General features: G+C 36.9%; 18 protein-coding genes. All 18 read left to right on the forward strand.

The genetic code is table 11. The annotated features are described in order from the left end of the window. The first annotated feature begins 1 nt into the window (after position 1). Positions 2 to 1003, forward strand: a complete 1002-nt coding sequence (locus CWD90_RS00840; protein WP_103474028.1) for a BtrH N-terminal domain-containing protein — start codon at positions 2 to 4, stop codon at positions 1001 to 1003. Positions 1004 to 1011: 8 nt separating this feature from the next. Further along, the gene (locus CWD90_RS00845; protein ID WP_103474029.1) at positions 1012 to 1755 is read left to right on the forward strand and encodes an ABC transporter ATP-binding protein; all 744 of its coding nucleotides are present in this window, start codon (positions 1012 to 1014) and stop codon (positions 1753 to 1755) included. Further along, entirely contained in the window at positions 1748 to 3016 is a 1269-nt protein-coding gene (locus tag CWD90_RS00850; protein WP_103474030.1) for an ABC transporter permease, read from the forward strand. Before CWD90_RS00845 ends, CWD90_RS00850 begins: the two co-directional genes overlap by 8 nt. Further along, on the forward strand, positions 2994 to 3443 hold the full coding sequence (locus tag CWD90_RS00855) for an acyl-CoA thioesterase (RefSeq protein ID WP_103474031.1): 450 nt from the start codon (positions 2994 to 2996) through the stop codon (positions 3441 to 3443). The genes CWD90_RS00850 and CWD90_RS00855 overlap by 23 nt, the downstream gene beginning before the upstream one ends. After that, complete coding sequence (locus CWD90_RS00860) at positions 3436 to 4584, forward strand: beta-ketoacyl-[acyl-carrier-protein] synthase family protein (protein WP_103474032.1); 1149 nt, start codon at positions 3436 to 3438, stop codon at positions 4582 to 4584. Before CWD90_RS00855 ends, CWD90_RS00860 begins: the two co-directional genes overlap by 8 nt. Then, positions 4581 to 5204 carry a 3-oxoacyl-ACP synthase gene (locus CWD90_RS00865; RefSeq protein ID WP_103474033.1) on the forward strand — a complete coding sequence of 208 codons (624 nt, stop codon included), beginning with the start codon at positions 4581 to 4583 and terminating at the stop codon, positions 5202 to 5204. Before CWD90_RS00860 ends, CWD90_RS00865 begins: the two co-directional genes overlap by 4 nt. Continuing rightward, positions 5201 to 5458 carry a phosphopantetheine-binding protein gene (locus CWD90_RS00870; protein WP_103474034.1) on the forward strand — a complete coding sequence of 86 codons (258 nt, stop codon included), beginning with the start codon at positions 5201 to 5203 and terminating at the stop codon, positions 5456 to 5458. Before CWD90_RS00865 ends, CWD90_RS00870 begins: the two co-directional genes overlap by 4 nt. A gap of 100 nt (positions 5459 to 5558) precedes the next feature. Continuing rightward, a complete protein-coding gene (locus CWD90_RS00875) occupies positions 5559 to 6761 on the forward strand; it encodes a beta-ketoacyl-[acyl-carrier-protein] synthase family protein (protein WP_103474035.1) in 1203 nt (400 codons plus the stop codon). A gap of 68 nt (positions 6762 to 6829) precedes the next feature. Beyond that, on the forward strand, positions 6830 to 7894 hold the full coding sequence (locus CWD90_RS00880) for a beta-ketoacyl synthase N-terminal-like domain-containing protein (protein ID WP_103474036.1): 1065 nt from the start codon (positions 6830 to 6832) through the stop codon (positions 7892 to 7894). Next, a complete protein-coding gene (locus tag CWD90_RS00885) occupies positions 7888 to 8664 on the forward strand; it encodes a polysaccharide deacetylase family protein (protein ID WP_103474037.1) in 777 nt (258 codons plus the stop codon). Before CWD90_RS00880 ends, CWD90_RS00885 begins: the two co-directional genes overlap by 7 nt. Then, on the forward strand, positions 8657 to 9286 hold the full coding sequence (locus CWD90_RS00890; protein ID WP_103474038.1) for an outer membrane lipoprotein carrier protein LolA: 630 nt from the start codon (positions 8657 to 8659) through the stop codon (positions 9284 to 9286). The genes CWD90_RS00885 and CWD90_RS00890 overlap by 8 nt, the downstream gene beginning before the upstream one ends. Beyond that, the gene (locus CWD90_RS00895; protein ID WP_103474039.1) at positions 9267 to 9875 is read left to right on the forward strand and encodes a hypothetical protein; all 609 of its coding nucleotides are present in this window, start codon (positions 9267 to 9269) and stop codon (positions 9873 to 9875) included. Before CWD90_RS00890 ends, CWD90_RS00895 begins: the two co-directional genes overlap by 20 nt. A gap of 2 nt (positions 9876 to 9877) precedes the next feature. Next, complete coding sequence (locus CWD90_RS00900) at positions 9878 to 10471, forward strand: porin family protein (protein WP_103474040.1); 594 nt, start codon at positions 9878 to 9880, stop codon at positions 10469 to 10471. Between the two features lie 5 nt (positions 10472 to 10476). Then, positions 10477 to 10845, forward strand: coding sequence for a 3-hydroxyacyl-ACP dehydratase (locus tag CWD90_RS00905; protein WP_103474041.1), 369 nt, complete (start codon positions 10477 to 10479; stop codon positions 10843 to 10845). Then, positions 10846 to 11334, forward strand: coding sequence for a hypothetical protein (locus tag CWD90_RS00910; RefSeq protein ID WP_103474042.1), 489 nt, complete (start codon positions 10846 to 10848; stop codon positions 11332 to 11334). 108 nt (positions 11335 to 11442) lie between these two features. Further along, positions 11443 to 12612 carry a DUF2062 domain-containing protein gene (locus tag CWD90_RS00915; protein WP_103474232.1) on the forward strand — a complete coding sequence of 390 codons (1170 nt, stop codon included), beginning with the start codon at positions 11443 to 11445 and terminating at the stop codon, positions 12610 to 12612. After that, complete coding sequence (locus CWD90_RS00920; RefSeq protein WP_103474043.1) at positions 12605 to 16306, forward strand: MMPL family transporter; 3702 nt, start codon at positions 12605 to 12607, stop codon at positions 16304 to 16306. Before CWD90_RS00915 ends, CWD90_RS00920 begins: the two co-directional genes overlap by 8 nt. Positions 16307 to 16431: 125 nt before the next feature. Then, positions 16432 to 17967, forward strand: a complete 1536-nt coding sequence (locus tag CWD90_RS00925) for a phytoene desaturase family protein (protein ID WP_103474044.1) — start codon at positions 16432 to 16434, stop codon at positions 17965 to 17967. Positions 17968 to 17973 lie beyond the last annotated feature (6 nt).

A 17973-nucleotide genomic window follows, 5' to 3' on the forward strand; every position in this document is an offset into this window, starting at 1 on the left:
AATGGAAATAGATTTTAAACACAAGCAAGCCGCACATTGCGAAAATGGTGTAGTAGCCAACCTAATGACATATAATGGGTTTACCGTAAGCGAGCCCATGGTTTTTGGAATAGGATCTGGGCTGTTGTTCAGCTATATCCCTTTTTTAAAAGTGAACCACGCACCAGTAGTGTCATACAGGGCATTGCCCGGAATTATATTCAAAAGATTCGCCAAACGTGTAGGAATTAAAATTAAGCGAGAAAAATTTCGGAATACCCAAACAGCTAAGGCAAGATTGGATGAAAACTTGGAAAGGAACAACCCGGTAGGACTGCAGGTAGGCGTTTATAATCTACCATATTTTCCTGATGAATATCGCTTTCATTTCAACGCCCACAACATGGTCGTCTATGGTAAAAAGGATGGTAGATATTTAATAAGTGACCCTGTAATGGAAACCGTTACCTCCCTTACCGAAAAAGAACTGGAAAAAGTAAGATTTGCAAAAGGAGCCTTTGCCCCTAAGGGACACATATACTATCCTACCGCCTTCCCTAAAAATCTACAGCTTGAAAAAGCAATTATTAAAGGGATTAAACACACCTGCAGGGATATGTTGGCCCCGGTTCCGATTGTTGGAGTAAAAGGAATACGGAAAATTGCAAAACTAATTCGTAAATGGCCAAAGTCCAAAGGAATTAAAACTGCCAATCATTATTTGGGTCAAATTGTACGTATGCAGGAAGAAATAGGCACCGGAGGTGGCGGATTTCGATATATTTATGCCGCATTTTTGCAAGAAGCTGGGAAATTACTGGAAAACAATAAACTTTTGGAACTTTCCAAAGAAATGACCTTGATTGGTGACCAATGGCGCGATTTTGCGGTGGAGGCATCACGTATATACAAAAACAGGAGCAATTCCGAAGCGGTTGACCAATACGATCATGTGGCTACACTTCTGGAAGAGCTTGCCAACAAAGAGGAAGTTTTTTTTAAACAACTAAAAAAGGCAATATAAAGTAACAGATGATCCAAATTTTCCAACTCTCCAAAAAATATAAAAATGCCGAAGAATATTCGGTAATGGACCTAGACCTTAATATTAACGAGGGTGAAATTTTTGGACTATTAGGACCTAACGGAGCAGGGAAAACAACACTAATTTCCATGTTGAGCTCATTAATAAAACCCACATCGGGCAATTTTTCCATCAATGGATTAACTTTTCAAAAGAACAGAAATCAACTCAGACAACTAATTGGCATTGTACCACAGGAATATGCCCTCTACCCTACCCTAACCGCATATGAAAATTTACATTACCTAGGTAGCATGTATGGTCTAAAAGGAAGGCAGTTAAAGGAAAAGATTAATTTTCATTTGGAAGTTTTAGGCCTGGAAAAATATTCCCACAAAAAATTGGATACCTTTTCTGGCGGTATGAAACGCCGTGTAAACCTAATTGCCAGTATCCTACACGATCCCAAGGTTTTATTCTTGGACGAACCAACAGTTGGCGTGGACGTGCAATCCAAAAATGTAATTATAGATCATTTAAAAAAATTAAATACCCTTGGTGCCACTATTGTTTATACATCCCATCATTTGAACGAAGCAGAACAATTTTGCACCAGAGTGGCTATTATAGATCACGGAAAGATTATCGTGGAAGGCGCTCCTAAAAATCTAATTTTCCAGTACCCCGAATCACATAATCTTGAAGATGTATTTTTAACCTTAACCGGAAAAGCCCTAAGAGATCATGCATAAATTATGGGCCTCCACATATAAGGAATTACTACTCCTGTCCAGGGATATCGGGGGGTTGGCCATCCTATTTGTAATGCCATTGGTTTTGGTAGTTACTATTACCTTAATTCAAGATAGCACCTTTAGATCCATCAATGACAACAAAATACCTATCCTTTGGGTGGACTATGATAAAGGGGAGGTTTCCAAAAATATTTACGATGGTCTGGCAGAGTCCAAATCCTTTAATATAATTGAGAAAGAATCGGACAAAGAAGCCAAAGAACTTGTGTTCAAAGGGAAGTACCAATTGGCTATTGTAATTCCAACCAACCTTAGTTCAGAACTAGAAAAAAAAGTGAATTTAAATGTGGAAGGGTTGTTGTCCAAATTTGGTTTGGACGAAGAAATTCCAATACCACAAGAACAAGGTGTAAAGAAAAAGGAGGTAATATTATATTTTGACCCCGCAACACAAATGGCCTTTAAAAATTCCATAAAGAATGGGATAGACAAGATGATCTTTAAAATAGAGACCCAGACCATTTACAAGGCATTCCAGTCCCAAATAACTGATGATGAAACCGAAGCAATATTTGATACCGAAAGTTTTATCACCTTTAAAGAAATAACTCCTAGTATTGGCGAAAATGAAATAATTCCAAATTCTGTGCAACACAACGTACCCGCCTGGTCTTTATTTGCCATATTTTTTATCATTGTCCCCTTGTCCATCAATATGGTCAAGGAAAAAACCCAGGGTACCTTTGTTCGTCTAAGGACTAATCCTGTATCTTATTTGACCGTATTGGGAGGAAAAACTTTGGTATACCTGTCCGTTTGCCTTATTCAATTTGGACTTATGTTGGGGATAGGGGTTTATCTTTTCCCTATCTTAGGGCTTCCAAGCCTTGATGTTTCAGGAAAAATTCCACAATTGTTCCTAGTTGCTATTTTTGCAGGACTTGCGGCCATTGGTCTAGGTTTACTATTGGGAACAGTGGCAAAGACCCAGGAGCAATCCGCTCCCTTCGGAGCCACTTTCGTGGTTATATTGGCAGCTTTGGGCGGTGTGTGGGTACCTGTCTTTATTATGCCTAAGTTTATGCAGACACTATCAAATTTATCTCCAATGAATTGGGGCTTAAATGCCTTTTATGATGTTTTTTTGAGAGATGTTGGCATTATTGATCTTGTTCCTGAATTAGCCTTATTATTATTATTTTTTATCATAACCACCACAATTTCTATTGTGTATAATGAAAGAAAAAATGCCGTCTAAAAACAAGTCAGAGATTAGCTATACCAGTGAAATTAGGGTTCGCTTTGCGGAAACTGACCCTTTGGGCATTGTATGGCATGGAAATTATATCCAGTATTTTGAAGACGGTAGGGAGGCCTTTGGTCGACAACATGGGATTGCCTATCTGGATCATAAGGCAGCTGGGTACACCACTCCGATCGTTAAATCCGTTTGCGAGCACAAACTTCCTTTGCGCTATGGGGATATAGCTACGGTTAAAACAATTTTTGTAGATTCACCTGCGGCAAAAATGATTTTTAGATACGAAATCTATAATCCGCAAAACAAATTGGTATGCACAGGGGAAACGGTTCAGGTTTTTGTAGAAGATGAAGGAACTTTATCCTTGACCATGCCTACATTTTTTTTGGAATGGAAACTTAAAGTTGGGTTATTAAATGAATAAGACCTATCTCTCATATAACAATATTGTTTCGTCAATAGGTTTTGATAGTCCTACCGTGGTCCAAAATATCCGTAAGGGAGTATCGGGGATAACACTAATTGAGGATGAAAACTTATTTCCTACTCCCTTTTACGCCTCAGTTATCGATTCCAATTCACTATCAGAGGCCTTTGAACTATTGGGATCCAATGATGATTATACGCGCTTGGAGCAAATGATGATTATTTCCTTGGGCAAAACCATTAAAGAATCCGGGGTGAAATTAACGGATAGGGTTGGATTAATACTATCTACTACCAAAGGAAATATAGATACCTTGGACCCAAAGCACCCAATGCCCCCAGAAAGAGCCTATTTGGGAACTTTAGGACATATTATCAAAAACTATTTTGAATTTACCAAAGAACCTATTGTTCTTTCCAATGCCTGTGTTTCTGGAGTATTGGCCATTTCAATTGCTAAGCGATTTATTTCACAGGGGACGTTTGATCAAGTTTTTATTGTAGGTGGTGATATTGTTTCCAACTTTATTCTTTCCGGTTTTAATTCATTCCAAGCAATGAGTTCACTACCCTGCAAACCCTATTGCAAGCAAAGGTCAGGAATTAATATAGGGGAAGTGGCCGCCAGTGTACTAGTGACCAAGGACCAACACAATTTAGTCCCTGAGGCCGTAGAGGTAATGGGTGAAGCCTCCTGTAATGATGCCAATCATATTTCCGGCCCATCTAGAACCGGGGAAGGCCTATATCGCAGTATTCAATCAGCCTTTAAAGAAGCCAAGTTAGGACCTCAGGATATAGATTATATATCCGCCCATGGCACTGCAACCACTTTCAATGATGAAATGGAGGCAATTGCCCTAAACAGATTGGGTCTAGGCAGGGTTCCCTTGAATAGCCTAAAAGGTTATTTTGGGCATACATTGGGAGGATCTGGCCTTTTGGAAACTATTATTGGCATGCATTCCCTTTACCATAATACCTTATATTCCTCCATGGGGTTTACTGAGTTGGGCGTATCCCAACCCATCAACGTAATTACTGAAATCACCTCTAAGAACTTAGATTACTTTTTAAAGACCGCCTCCGGTTTTGGGGGATGCAATACAGCTGCCGTATTTAAAAAGGTAAAATCATGAAGGATGAACCCCTTAAAATAAGGTCATATTGTAGCATATTCAACAATAAGGTGATGTTGAACGATCAGTTGCTCTTTGAAAGCCCGGAAACCGATTTTTCTACCTTTATAAAGTTGGCCTATAAAAAGATGGATACCAACTATCCTAAGTTTTTTAAAATGGACAACCTGAGTAAACTTGGGTTTTTGGCCGCCGATATTTTACTTACCCAACTGTCCAAAGATTTTGGAAACCTTAATAATATTGCCTTGGCATTTTCCAATAGTGCGTCTAGTCTGGACACAGATAGGAAACACCAAAATTCTATTATGGACAAAGAAAACTATTTTCCTAGTCCCGCTATTTTTGTCTATACCTTACCCAACATATGCCTTGGAGAGATTAGTATTAGACATAAGCTATATTCTGAAAATAGTTTTTTTATCTTTAACCACTTTAATGCGGGATATCTATTCGACTATGCAACGAGTTTAATTAAAACTGGAAAAGCTGACGAAGTGTTGTGCGGATGGATAAACTGTGACGCAGAAGACTACGAAGCATTTTTATACTTAGTTTCTAAGGAAGGAAGCATTGCACATAACAAAGAAGAAATAATAAAATTGTACACGACCAAATGAGCGATTTAAAACAAGAACTAAAGGAAAAAATTATATCTCAATTAAACTTGGAGGACATTGCAATCGATGAAATTGCAGATAACGATCCTCTGTTTGGTGATGGCCTGGGACTGGACTCCATTGATGCATTGGAACTCATCGTTATGTTGGATAAGGATTATGGCATTAAACTTACCGACCCCAAAGAGGGCAAAAAAATATTTGAGTCCATTGAAGTAATGGCAAATTATATTGCAGAACATCGCACAAAATAATCCGGGTACTTCTAAAATAACCAAGGCTTTGCGTTTATTCACTTTAAAAAAGAATTGGTTACCTCTAAGAAAATCCAAACCTTAAAATATAAAAAGTTACATGTCCAAAGGAGTAGCTATAACGGGAATGGGTATAATATCTGCCATTGGAAACAATGTTGCTGAGAATTACCGCTCACTTTTAGAGGGAAGAACTGGTATTTCCAAAATTTCCAAAATAGATACGCTACACAAGGATAGCATAATGGTGGGTGAAATTAACTTCACCAATGAGGAATTAGAAGTAAAATTGGGTTTATGCTCCAATAATAATTACTCAAGAACTGCTTTATTGGGGGCCTTAGCCGCCAAAGAGGCCATTGAAAATGCCCAAATAACCGATATAAAAGCCTATAGGACCGGTCTTATTTCTGCCACAAGTGTTGGAGGTATGGATATGACCGAAAAATATTATTACGATTACTTGGAAAGTGAAGAGAATAGGAAATATATAAAAGGTCACCATGCGGGTGACTCTACACAAAAAATAGCGGAACAATTGGGAATTGATCAAAGTTTGGTTACAACCATTAGTACCGCTTGTTCCTCCGCTGCAAATGCCATAATGTTTGGTGCCAGGTTAATAAAAACAGGGAAATTGGATAGGGTCATTGTTGGTGGGGCCGATTGTTTATCCAAATTCACGATTAATGGTTTTAAAACCCTAATGATCTTGTCCGATACCTATAATACCCCTTTTGACGAAAATCGAAAAGGGCTTAATTTAGGGGAAGCTGCGGCCTATTTAGTATTAGAATCGGACATGGTAGTAAAAAGAGAAAACAAAACAGTATTGGGATATGTAGCCGGATATGGTAATGCCAATGATGCTTTTCATCAAACCGCCTCCTCAGAAAATGGAGATGGAGCTACCTTATCCATGGAGAAAGCATTAAAAATTGCAGGACTGGAACCTACGGACATTGATTACATAAATGCCCATGGGACCGCCACTGGCAACAACGACTTATCCGAAGGGCGGGCCATTATCCGCGTTTTTGGGGAAGAAGTGCCAGAATTCAGTTCAACAAAAGCTTATACCGGACACACTCTGGCTGCAGCAGGGGCCATAGAAGCAGTATATGCTATACTATCACTTCAAAACAACATCATTTATCCAAATTTGAATTTTAAGACCCCGATGAAAGAGTTTACCCTAATTCCTCTAACGACCTTAAAAGAAAAAATATTAAACACCGTTCTATCCAATTCACTTGGATTTGGGGGAAATTGTTCCACACTTATTTTTTCAAAACAGCCCTAAGAGGGAATTGTTATATTTACATAATGACCATTTAATCTTATATTATAAATCGGTATTTTCAACGAGTAATGGAAAAAGTTTATATTAACAGTATCGGTTCCATATCTGCCCAAAAAACATTCGATAACAAGGAATTTTTGGAGGAAATTACTATCTATGAAGAGAATGTTATTCCTGCAATAGAACCCAACTACAAGGATTTTATTCCACCAGCGGCCGCTAGAAGAATGGCAAAGGGAATAAAAATGGGGGTAGTTGCTGCCAAAATAGCCATGGAGGAAGCCAATCTAACGAATGTAGATGCTATTATTACCGGAACGGGAATGGGATGTGTTCGGGATTCCGAAAAATTTGTTGCCGCCATTTTGGACAATAATGAACAGTTCCTTACCCCCACCTCCTTTATACAGTCTACCCACAATACGGTAGCGGGCCAAATAGCGTTGGGAATTGGGTGTAAAGGTTATAATTTCACCTATGTCCATAGCAGTATTTCTTTTGAGTCCGCGCTCTTGGACGCTTTACTGCAATTGCAGGCGAAGGAAGCAGAATACATTCTAGTAGGAGGAGTTGATGAATCAGGTGAATACACCAATGCCTTTCATAAACTAGTACATCATATTAAACCAGAAAAAGTAAATTCTAACAAGCTTCTGCATTCCAACTCCGAAGGAGCTGTTTTTGGGGAAGGTGCCAATTTCTTTGTTTTGTCCAACCACAAACAAAAATCCAGCTATGCCCAGTTAATGGACGTAAAAACCTTTAATACCCTACCCCAATCCAAGCTAATAGTCCATCTTGAAGAATATCTAAAGGACAATAATCTTTCCATAGACGATATTGATCTGTTGATCTGTGGAAATAATGGGGACGTGAACTTTGACGGTTATTACCTAGCCCTTACAGATGGACCATTTAAAAACACCCAACAGGTATATTACAAACATCTAAGTGGGGAATTTAATACAGCATCCGCCTTTGGATTTTGGTTGGGAGCCAAAATTCTTAAGACCCAGCATATACCCAGCGAGATTACCCTAAATACTATTAAAACTAAAGGGTATGGTATTGTATTGCTTTACAACCAGTACAGAGGGGAGAACCACAGCTTTACCCTACTTTGCCAATGTTGAAATTTCCTGTTATAAATCGCCTTTTTATTTTGGCGTTTGCCACTACACTTGTATTGGATTATTTTATTGATATCCATTGGTGGGTATATGTACCACTAGGTATCCTATGGGCCACTTATACCATTATTGGCTCATTTCATATCCGTTGGAATTATCATCTTCCAGCACTGCATTTTAATAAAAAAATTAAACACAATTGGGTTGCTATAACCTTTGATGACGGTCCCCATCCAGATTTTACTCCCAAAGTTTTAAAACTACTGGAAAAGTATAATGCCAAAGCATCCTTTTTTTGTGTGGGACAACAAGTAATACAATTTGGTGCAATTACCAAGGATATCGTTGAGGGTGGGCATACCATTGGGAATCACACCTATAGCCATTCCAACGCCTTTGGATTCCTAGGCACCCAAAAGGTATTGGTAGAACTCCAAAAAACCAATAAAACTATTAAGGACATTACAGGCCTACATGCAAAATTGTACAGGCCGGCTTATGGGGTAACAAACCCCAATATAAACAGAGCAGTAAAAAAAATGAAACTTCAAACAATTGGCTGGAGCATTCGATCTTTGGACACCACCAAAAGATCAAAAAAGGCCATTTTGGAACGTATTACCAGTAGAATAAAGAAAGGCGACATCATCCTCCTTCATGACAGTAGTGAAAAAACAGTCGAAGTATTGGAACAGTTATTGCTATTTTTACAGCAGAACAAAATGCAATCGGTTTCTGTAGACCAATTGCTAGATATTGAAGCCTATGCGTAACGTACTATTTCTAATTGTCCTATTTAGCCAAGTTTCCATTTTGATAGCCCAGGAAAGCAACATGGACAATGCGGAAATTGTAAGGTTTAAGTCCATGATCAATGAAACATCAAAGGCAACGATCACTATCCAAAGTAATTTTACACAATATAAGCACTTGGATTTTTTATCCAATGATATTATAACACAGGGAAAAATGGTATTTAAGGCTCCCAACATGGTAAAATGGGAGTATGTTAAGCCCTTCGAATACAGTGTTATTTTTAAGGACGATAAATTATCAATAAACGATTCTGGATCTAAAAGCAATGTAGACCTGGGAAGTAGCGCCCTTTTCAAAAAACTAAATGAACTAATCATTAACAGTGTAAAAGGCAACTTGTTCCAAGATGCTGATTTTAGTATGGATTACTTCAAAAGCCCAAATTATTATAAGGTCATCTTTATCCCAAAGGACGAGAAAATAAAAAGTTATATCGCCTCTTTTATATTATTTTTCGATAAGGAAGACGCCAACGTTCTAGAGGTTAAAATGGTAGAACCTTCAAAGGATTTCACTAGAATTGTATTTACTGACCGACTGATCAACAAACCATTGGACAATGAAGTATTTACTAACTAGCTTAATAGCATTGTTATTGGCTTGTTCTTCCTATCCAAAAAAGAATAATTTAGAAAGGAAAATTGGGGTTACCTCAACTATATCCAATCATTACTTTTCCGATATGGCCAAGGATTATGTCTATAAGGCCAAAATAAATTTCGCCACGAAATCCTTTGGCGGAATATTCGTAGTGAAAAAACTGGGGAAAGAGCACCATAGGGTGGTCTTTACAACAGAAATGGGAAATAAAATATTTGATTTTTCGTTTATCAAAAACGAATTCAAAATTAATTTTATTCTAGAAGAAATGAATAAAAAGATTATCATTACCCTTCTAAAGCGGGACTTTTTTGTTTTGACCAATGAAAATCCCAAAATTTTGAACCACTACGAAAAACCTGGAGATACCATATTCTTGGAGACCCAGATAGAGCATAAAACTTACTTTTATCTTACAGCAAACCAGCAACTGCATCAAATACTGGAAACACGAGGGGGCAAAGAAAAATCGGACTATATTTTTACACAAGTTGAAAACAATCATGCCAGGGAAATTAACATAAGGCATAAAAACATTAAGTTAACTATTGATTTAAAAGCGATTTAAAGATGAAAAATCTACTGTTATTAAGCCTTTTCTTCATTATTTCTTCCAACGTATTTGCCCAAAGTAAATCCCAATTAGGCATAAGGTTGGGTGCAAACAGTGCAAGGGTACTGAATTCGGAACTAGACACCAAAACGGGAATATATGCAGGGTTATTTTTAGCAGTCCGTTTCACAGATAGTTATACAATGCAACCAGAAATCTCATATTCCAATCAGGGAGGCAATGCCAGCTTCAGAAACGGGGAAGACTTAAATATTAATTATGTATCCATTGGCCTGGCCAATAAGTTTTTTGTAAATAGGAATCAGGGTTTCCACTTTACCTTGGGTCCGAGTATAGACATTAATTTTGATGATAATTTCATTAACCTAATTAACGATAATGGAGATAATCTAGAAATTACTCCGATAGACATAGCTGTGTTTGGAGGAATTGGATATGAGTTTGATTTTGGATTGGCATTGGAATTGAGATATAAGCAAGGATTGATCGATCTGGATTTTAATGATTCTGGGGAATATGGTGGCAATACAGAGGAAAATCAATTAAACAGGGTGATCCAAATTGGACTTGCCTATAAATTTAATATGTGAGACAAATGTTAATACAAGGACTATATACAACCGAAGCTTTTAATAAGAATGAAGAAGGCCTATCCGCCCAAATCAAGTTAAATCCCAAACACGAAATATTTAAAGGCCATTTCCCAGGAAAACCAATAATGCCGGGTGTTTGTATGATTCAAATTATAAAGGAGCTTACGGAAAGGAGTCTTGGAAAGGATTTGTTTCTATCCATTGCCTCCAATGTGAAATTTATGGCAATTATAAATCCTGAAACCGACCCAACACTTATTATAGACATCAACCTTACTGAATTGGACGGATTGGTGAAAATTAAAAGTACTACCACGTTTGGGGAAACAGTTGCCCTTAAACTTAGTGCAACCTTTAAAAGTATGGCCTAAATGAAACTTTTCTGTTTTATCTTATTATTGATTTCCCCCTCGCTTTTCACTCCTGATCTAGCTCAGATCCGAAAAGATTTTAAATTGGCTACCAACAACCGTGAATCAGCCTTGGCCTTGAGGGATAAATTAGAGCCTATAACTAAGGAGGACAATAAACTACTGGTAGCCTACAAAGGTGCGGTTATGGCGTTATCGGCAAAATATACCAAGGAAAATGTAGAAAGAAAAAACCTTTTTAAAAACGGAATATCATTATTGGAGTACGCGGTATCGCAAAAACCTGACAATATAGAAATAAGGTGTCTTAGATTAAGTATTCAGGAAAATTCTCCCAAGTTTTTGAAATATAAATCCAATATACAAGAGGACAAGACATATATTTTAAACCACTACGAAAAGACCAATTCAGAAGTGGTCAAGGATTTTGTGAAATCATTTATATTACAATCAACAGAATTTAATACTGAAGAAAAGCAACGGTTTTAACTTTAGTAATTCCTATTTTTGCGAACCATATCCTGTTTTTTCCTGCAAGGAAGAACAACCAAATTGCAAAAAACCGTGTCACAACAAACCACATCCACAACTGAAGCTATGGGTCAGCTTAAATGCTGTGTGGTCATACCTACATACAATAATCACAAAACCCTAAAAAAAGTCATTGATGGGGTGTTGCTATACACCAATGATATTATAGTCGTAAATGATGGGTCAACGGATACCACTTCCCATATTTTGACCAAATTCCTCCATATCCACACTATTTCCCTCCCACATAATAAAGGCAAAGGATATGCCTTAAGAAAAGGTTTTGAATTGGCATTGGAACTAGGTTTCCACTTTGCAATCACCATTGATTCCGATGGCCAACACTTTCCAGATGACATCCCCATACTTATTGACAGTTTAAATAAAGAAACGTCCAAAAACGTACTTTATATAGGGGCAAGAAATATGGGACAAAAAGACGTTCCTAAAAAAAGCAGTTTTGGCAACAAATTTTCCAATTTTTGGTTTTGGGTAGAAACTGGGATAAGACTACAGGACACCCAATCTGGTTATAGACTATACCCCTTACAGGCCTTAAAGGATATCACGTTCTTTACAAGAAAATTTGAGTTTGAAATTGAGGCCATTGTCAAGGCGGCTTGGAACGGAATACAAGTGAAGAATATTCCCGTAAAAGTAACTTATGATGTAACGGAACGGGTATCCCATTTTAGGCCTTTTATAGATTTTTCTCGAATTAGCCTGTTAAACACCTATTTGGTAATACTCACATTTCTTTATATTTTCCCCCGCGATATAATCCAAAAGATAAAAAAAAAAGGAATCAAAAGGTTCCTACATGAGGACTTTTTAGGCAGCAATGATTCCCATGAAAAAAAAGCGCTTTCCATAGCCTTGGGAGTGTTTATTGGCCTATCCCCCCTGTGGGGATTCCAAACCTTGACGGTTATTTTCTTGGCAGTTCTGTTTAAACTGAACAAGACCATAGCTTTTGCCTTTTCCAACATTAGCTTCCCTCCTTTTATACCTTTTGTGTTATTTATCAGCCTTAAAATAGGGCACTTGGTCTTAGGAACCGAGTTTGATTTTACCTTTGAGGAAGCTGGAGAAAATTTCGAGGTGATAAAACATTTAAAATCCTATATCATTGGGAGCATAACCTTTTCCACTATAGGAGCTTTAACAATGGGATTCTGTGGGTATATTATTTTGAATATTTTTGACAGAAAAAAAATTGCACTAAAAAATGGTTAGTTTTTTATATAGGTTCTATCTATATGTTGCCAATAGAAGGCTACCAAGCATCTTTGGCCTCATAGTTCTTTTTTTAATCCTTATATTTTTTGCTTCCAAAATTGAATTCGAAGAGGACATTACCAAGCTCATACCCAATAATAGCAAGACTGAAGAAATTCAAAAAGTATTAAAATCAGTAAATTTCTCAGATAAGATCGTCGTTAATATTGTTCGACAACCAGGGGCAACCATTGACGAACTAACTGGGTACGCGACTGTTTTTCTTGATAGTTTATCCAAAAAATCCTCTCCACATATAAAGAAAATCCAAGGCAAGGTAGATGATGAAGACCTAGGTAATACCATGAGTTTTGTCTATGAAAATGCTCCCCTATTCTTGGATAGGGAAGACTACAATATTATTTCAAAAAGACTCGACAAGGACAGTATTTCCAAAATCACAGAAAAAAATTACAGAACATTAATTTCCCCATCTGGAATTGTTGCCAAGGAAATGATTCTGAAAGACCCCCTAGGAATTTCCTTTATTGCCCTAAAAAAATTAAGGCAACTAGGTATAGGAGAGCAATTTACCATTAAAGACGGCTTTCTCCTGAGTAAGGACCTACAAAATATATTACTTTTTATTACTCCTGTCCGCCCTTCAAGTGAAACCGTGGAAAACACCAAATTTGTAGCAGATTTATATGAAACCCAAGAACAGCTGGACCATTTGTTTCAGGACAAAGTAAAAAGTGAATATTTTGGTGCCACTTTAATAGCGGTAGCCAACGCAAAACAAATAAAAAATGATATTCAATTAACGGTCAGTATAGCGCTAACCATCTTAATTGGTATCCTGATTCTATTTTATAGAAAAATAACTATTCCCATCATTCTCTTTACCCCTACCCTTTTCGGAGCAACACTATCCGTTGCTGTACTTTATTTGACCAGAGGGAAGATTTCTGCCATTTCCTTGGGCATAGGCTCCGTACTACTTGGCGTTACCTTGGACTATTCCTTACATATCCTAACTCAAATAAGAAATAACCCGTCTATAAAGACATTATATTCCGATGTCGCCCAGCCCGTTATTATGAGCAGCATTACCACTGCACTAGCCTTTTTATGTCTACTTTTTCTGGACTCACAAGCACTACAGGACCTTGGTATTTTTGCCGCCGTTAGCGTAATTGGCTCCTGTATTTTCGCCCTCCTTTTTATACCCCACGTTTATCGGAATAATGATAAAATTAAAATTAAGGACACCCTTTTAGATAAAATAGCTTCCTACAATTTTCATAAAAACAAATGGGGCATTGTTGTTCTTGTAGGCTTATTGATTGCCAGTATTTTTTTTCACGATAAAGTAATTTTCAATAAGGATATTTCCAAACTCAACTATGAACCTACAGCCCTGTTGCAAGCTAGGGAAAGACTGGATGCACTTACCAATATGTCCTCCAAATCTATTTATTTGGCCATATATGGGGAAGATAGCGAACTGGCGTTTCAAACCAACGATACCATTTACCAAGAATTGACCCGCTTAAAGAACAACGGAGAGATTCTTAGTTTTGGATCTATTGGCGCCTTAGTTCTTTCCCAACAAAAACAGCAAGAAAAAATTGCCCTTTGGAAGAATTTTTGGAACGATAAAACTATTGCAAATACAAAAGAAAATCTTGTTGAAACCGGTGCAAAATTAGGATTTAAGCCAAACTCCTTCGATAAATTCTATTCCTTTCTCGACAAAGATTTCAACTTGCTGAACATTTTGGATTACAGCAGCGCAGCTGCTCTTCCTATTGACGACTACGTTACTACCGATAATGATTTCACGACTATTACATCACTGATCAAATTAAAGAAGGGAAATGGAGAAAAGGTAAAGCAAATTTTTAAAGGATACCCCAATACCCTGGTAATAGATAGGCAAGAAATGAATGAGATGTTTTTAGGCAATCTCAAAAATGATTTCAATAAGCTAATTGGTTACTCCCTAGGAATAGTAGTCTTGATCCTGTTCCTTTTTTTTAGGAGCTTTTCCCTCGTTTTGGTAACCAGCATTCCTATTTTATTGACTTGGTGGTTGACCATTGGTATTATGGGTATGTTCAATATAGAATTCAACATCTTTAACATCATTATCTCCACCTTCATCTTTGGATTGGGAATAGATTACAGTATATTCATAACCACAGGACTACTTAAGGAATATGGTAAAGGAGAAAAATTACTGACTACACATAGAACCTCTATCCTACTTTCCGCCATAACGACAATCTTGGGTATTGGCGTGCTTATTTTTGCAAAGCACCCAGCTTTACATTCCATTAGTCTGGTTTCACTAATAGGCATCCTATCGGCTGTTTTTGTTGCTTTTACCATACAACCATTATTATTCTTGCTCTTTATTGGAAGTAAGGAAAAACGCCCCATTAGCCTTCGATTACTGATTCATTCCGTCCTTTCATTTGGTTATTACGGTTCCGGTGGACTATTGTTGTCCATATGGAGCGTTACGATTATGAAAATTCTGCCTTTTAACAAAAAAATTAAAATGAAATGGTTTCATAGAACGATTTCAAAATTCATGAAATCGGTTCTGTACACCAATCCCTTTGTACGTAAAAAAGTAATTAATTTATCAGGGGAAGACTTTAGCAAACCTGCTATAATTATTGCAAATCACACCTCATTTTTAGATATTTTGGCTGTTGGAATGTTACATCCAAAGATTATTTATTTGGTAAACGATTGGGTGTACAAATCTCCAATTTTTGGGAAAGCCGTTCAATTGGCTGGATTTTATCCAGTATCCCAAGGAATTGACAATGGCTTGGAACATTTAAAAAACAAGGTAGCTCAAGGATACTCATTAATGGCATTCCCAGAAGGCACAAGGTCCAGAACCAATAAAATAAGGCGATTCCACCAAGGAGCCTTTTATTTGGCAGAACAGTTCAACATGGATATTGTTCCAGTATTAATACATGGAAATTCAGAAGTGCTCCCTAAAGGAAGTTTTGTGATAAAAAACGGCAGTATAACGGTAAAGATTTTAGATAGAATTTCATCGGAAGACGTTGACTACGGCAAAACTTACCACGAGCGCAATAAAAATATTGCAACCCATTTCAGGTCTGAATTTCAGAAACTAAGAAATGAAGTGGAAGGAGATACTTATTTTTTAAGGACCATTCTTGAGGATTATAGGTACAAGGGGGATTCCATTTACCATGCGGTAAGCAAAGATTTAAAAAATAACTCCAATATATATTCCGAAATCTCTAAACACATTGGAACTTCGGATTCCATAATTCATCTTTCAAACGAATACGGGCAACTGGATTTTCTATTATCTTTAAATGCTGTTGATCGCAAAATTTTCACCTATCTTAAGAATGTAGAGGTAAGACCTATTGTAAAAAACAGTTTTATTGCTCAGCAAATAGCCAAATTAACCTTGGTAGAATCAATTGATGAGGCCGTGGAACATCCAGCGGATATAATGATTATTGATTTAGAAATAAAAGATCTAAAAACGCTTGAACATATAATAAAAAACAATATTCGATTACTTATTTTAATAAAGGACGGTGTAAAATTGCCTTTAAAAATTATTAAGGCAACTAGTTTTAAAAATATTTTGGAATATGAAAACCTTATTATCTTTGAAAGAATAAAGGCCCAACATAACGCTTAGGGATAGGTATCCAAAAATATCCCTGCATCTCAACAGGGAAGGATAATAATTATAAGACAGTTAGGCAACACCTACCAAAACACCTTATTGAGAATTGGTTTTGGAAATTGTAAAGAATTCAGCATATGAAAGAACATTACGACATTGTAATTGTTGGAAGCGGATTAGGGGGATTGGTTTCTGCCTTGATAATGGCCAAAGAAGGTTATAGTGTCTGTGTTTTGGAAAAAAACAATCAATTTGGTGGCAACTTACAAACCTTTGTCCGGGATAAAACCATTTTTGATACTGGTGTACATTATATTGGCGGACTTTCAGAAGGCCAAAACCTGAACCAATATTTCACATATTTGGGTATAATGGACCAATTAAAACTCAAAAAATTAGATGAAAATGGCTTTGATATCGTAACGTTTGACGACGATCCAATAGAGTACAAACACGCCCAAGGGTATGATCGGTTTGAAAACAGTTTGATAGCCCAATTTCCAGAAGAGGAAAAAGCCATAAAAATTTATAGCGAAAAGCTAAAGGATACTTGTTCCAAGTTTCCATTGTACAATTTAAACAAAGGCAAGCCTTCCTATGGGAGTGATGCAGTGTTTAAATTAAATGCCAAAACTTATATCAATTCCCTTACAGATAATAAAAAGCTTCAGGCAGTTTTTGCGGGCACCAATTTTCTTTATGCCGGAGATGGGGAACGCTCACCTTTCTATGTTCATGCTCTTTCCGTTAATTCTTATATAGAAAGTGCCTACCGATGCGTAAATGGGGGAAGTCAGATTACAAAAGTACTTATCAGACAAATAAAAAAATATGCCGGTGAGACTTACAAACATCATGAGGTATCCAAATTCAATGTTAAAAATGGGGAAATTACTTCGGTTGCAACAAAAAATGGAAAGCAAATAAATGGCAATATCTTCATATCCAATGTAGAACCTAAGCTTACCCTAAAAATGGTTGGTGAGGAAAACTTTAGAAAAGCCTTTACCAATAGAATCAATAAGATTGAAAGTATTATTTCGTCCTTTAGTCTATACATTGTTTTAAAACCTAATTCTTTTAAATATCACAATAAGAATTTTTATCATTTTAAATATGGAGATCGCGTTTGGGATGCCCAAAATTACACTCAAGAAAGTTGGCCTGAAGGATATATGGTCTCCATGGGCGTTAATAAAAAAGATGATGGTTGGGGAGATAGTTTAATAGCTATGACCTATATGAATTTTAATGAGGTTAAACACTGGCAAAATACATATAACACAGTTGCCTCTAAAAATGATAGAGGACAAACTTATGAGGAGTTTAAGAATTATAAGACAGAAATTTTTATTACGGAATTGGAGAAAAAGTTCCCAAACCTACGAGATTGCATTCAAACCGTTTATGCCTCAACGCCACTATCCTATCGGGATTACATAGGGTCACATAATGGATCCATGTATGGCTATGTTAAGGACGTAAACAATCCTCTACATTCCTTTGTCTCTCCTAGAACAAAAATCAAAAACCTTTTATTTACCGGTCAAAGTTTAAATATGCACGGAATCTTAGGAGTAACAATAGGAGCAATCATCACCTGTTCCGAGTTGCTTGGAAAAGACTATTTACTGGAAAAAATTTTGGAAGTCAATAAAACTCAAGAGGTGTAATAATTT

It is taken from the genome of Arenibacter catalasegens, from assembly GCF_002909235.1.
Classification (GTDB): Bacteria; Bacteroidota; Bacteroidia; order Flavobacteriales; family Flavobacteriaceae; genus Arenibacter; species Arenibacter catalasegens.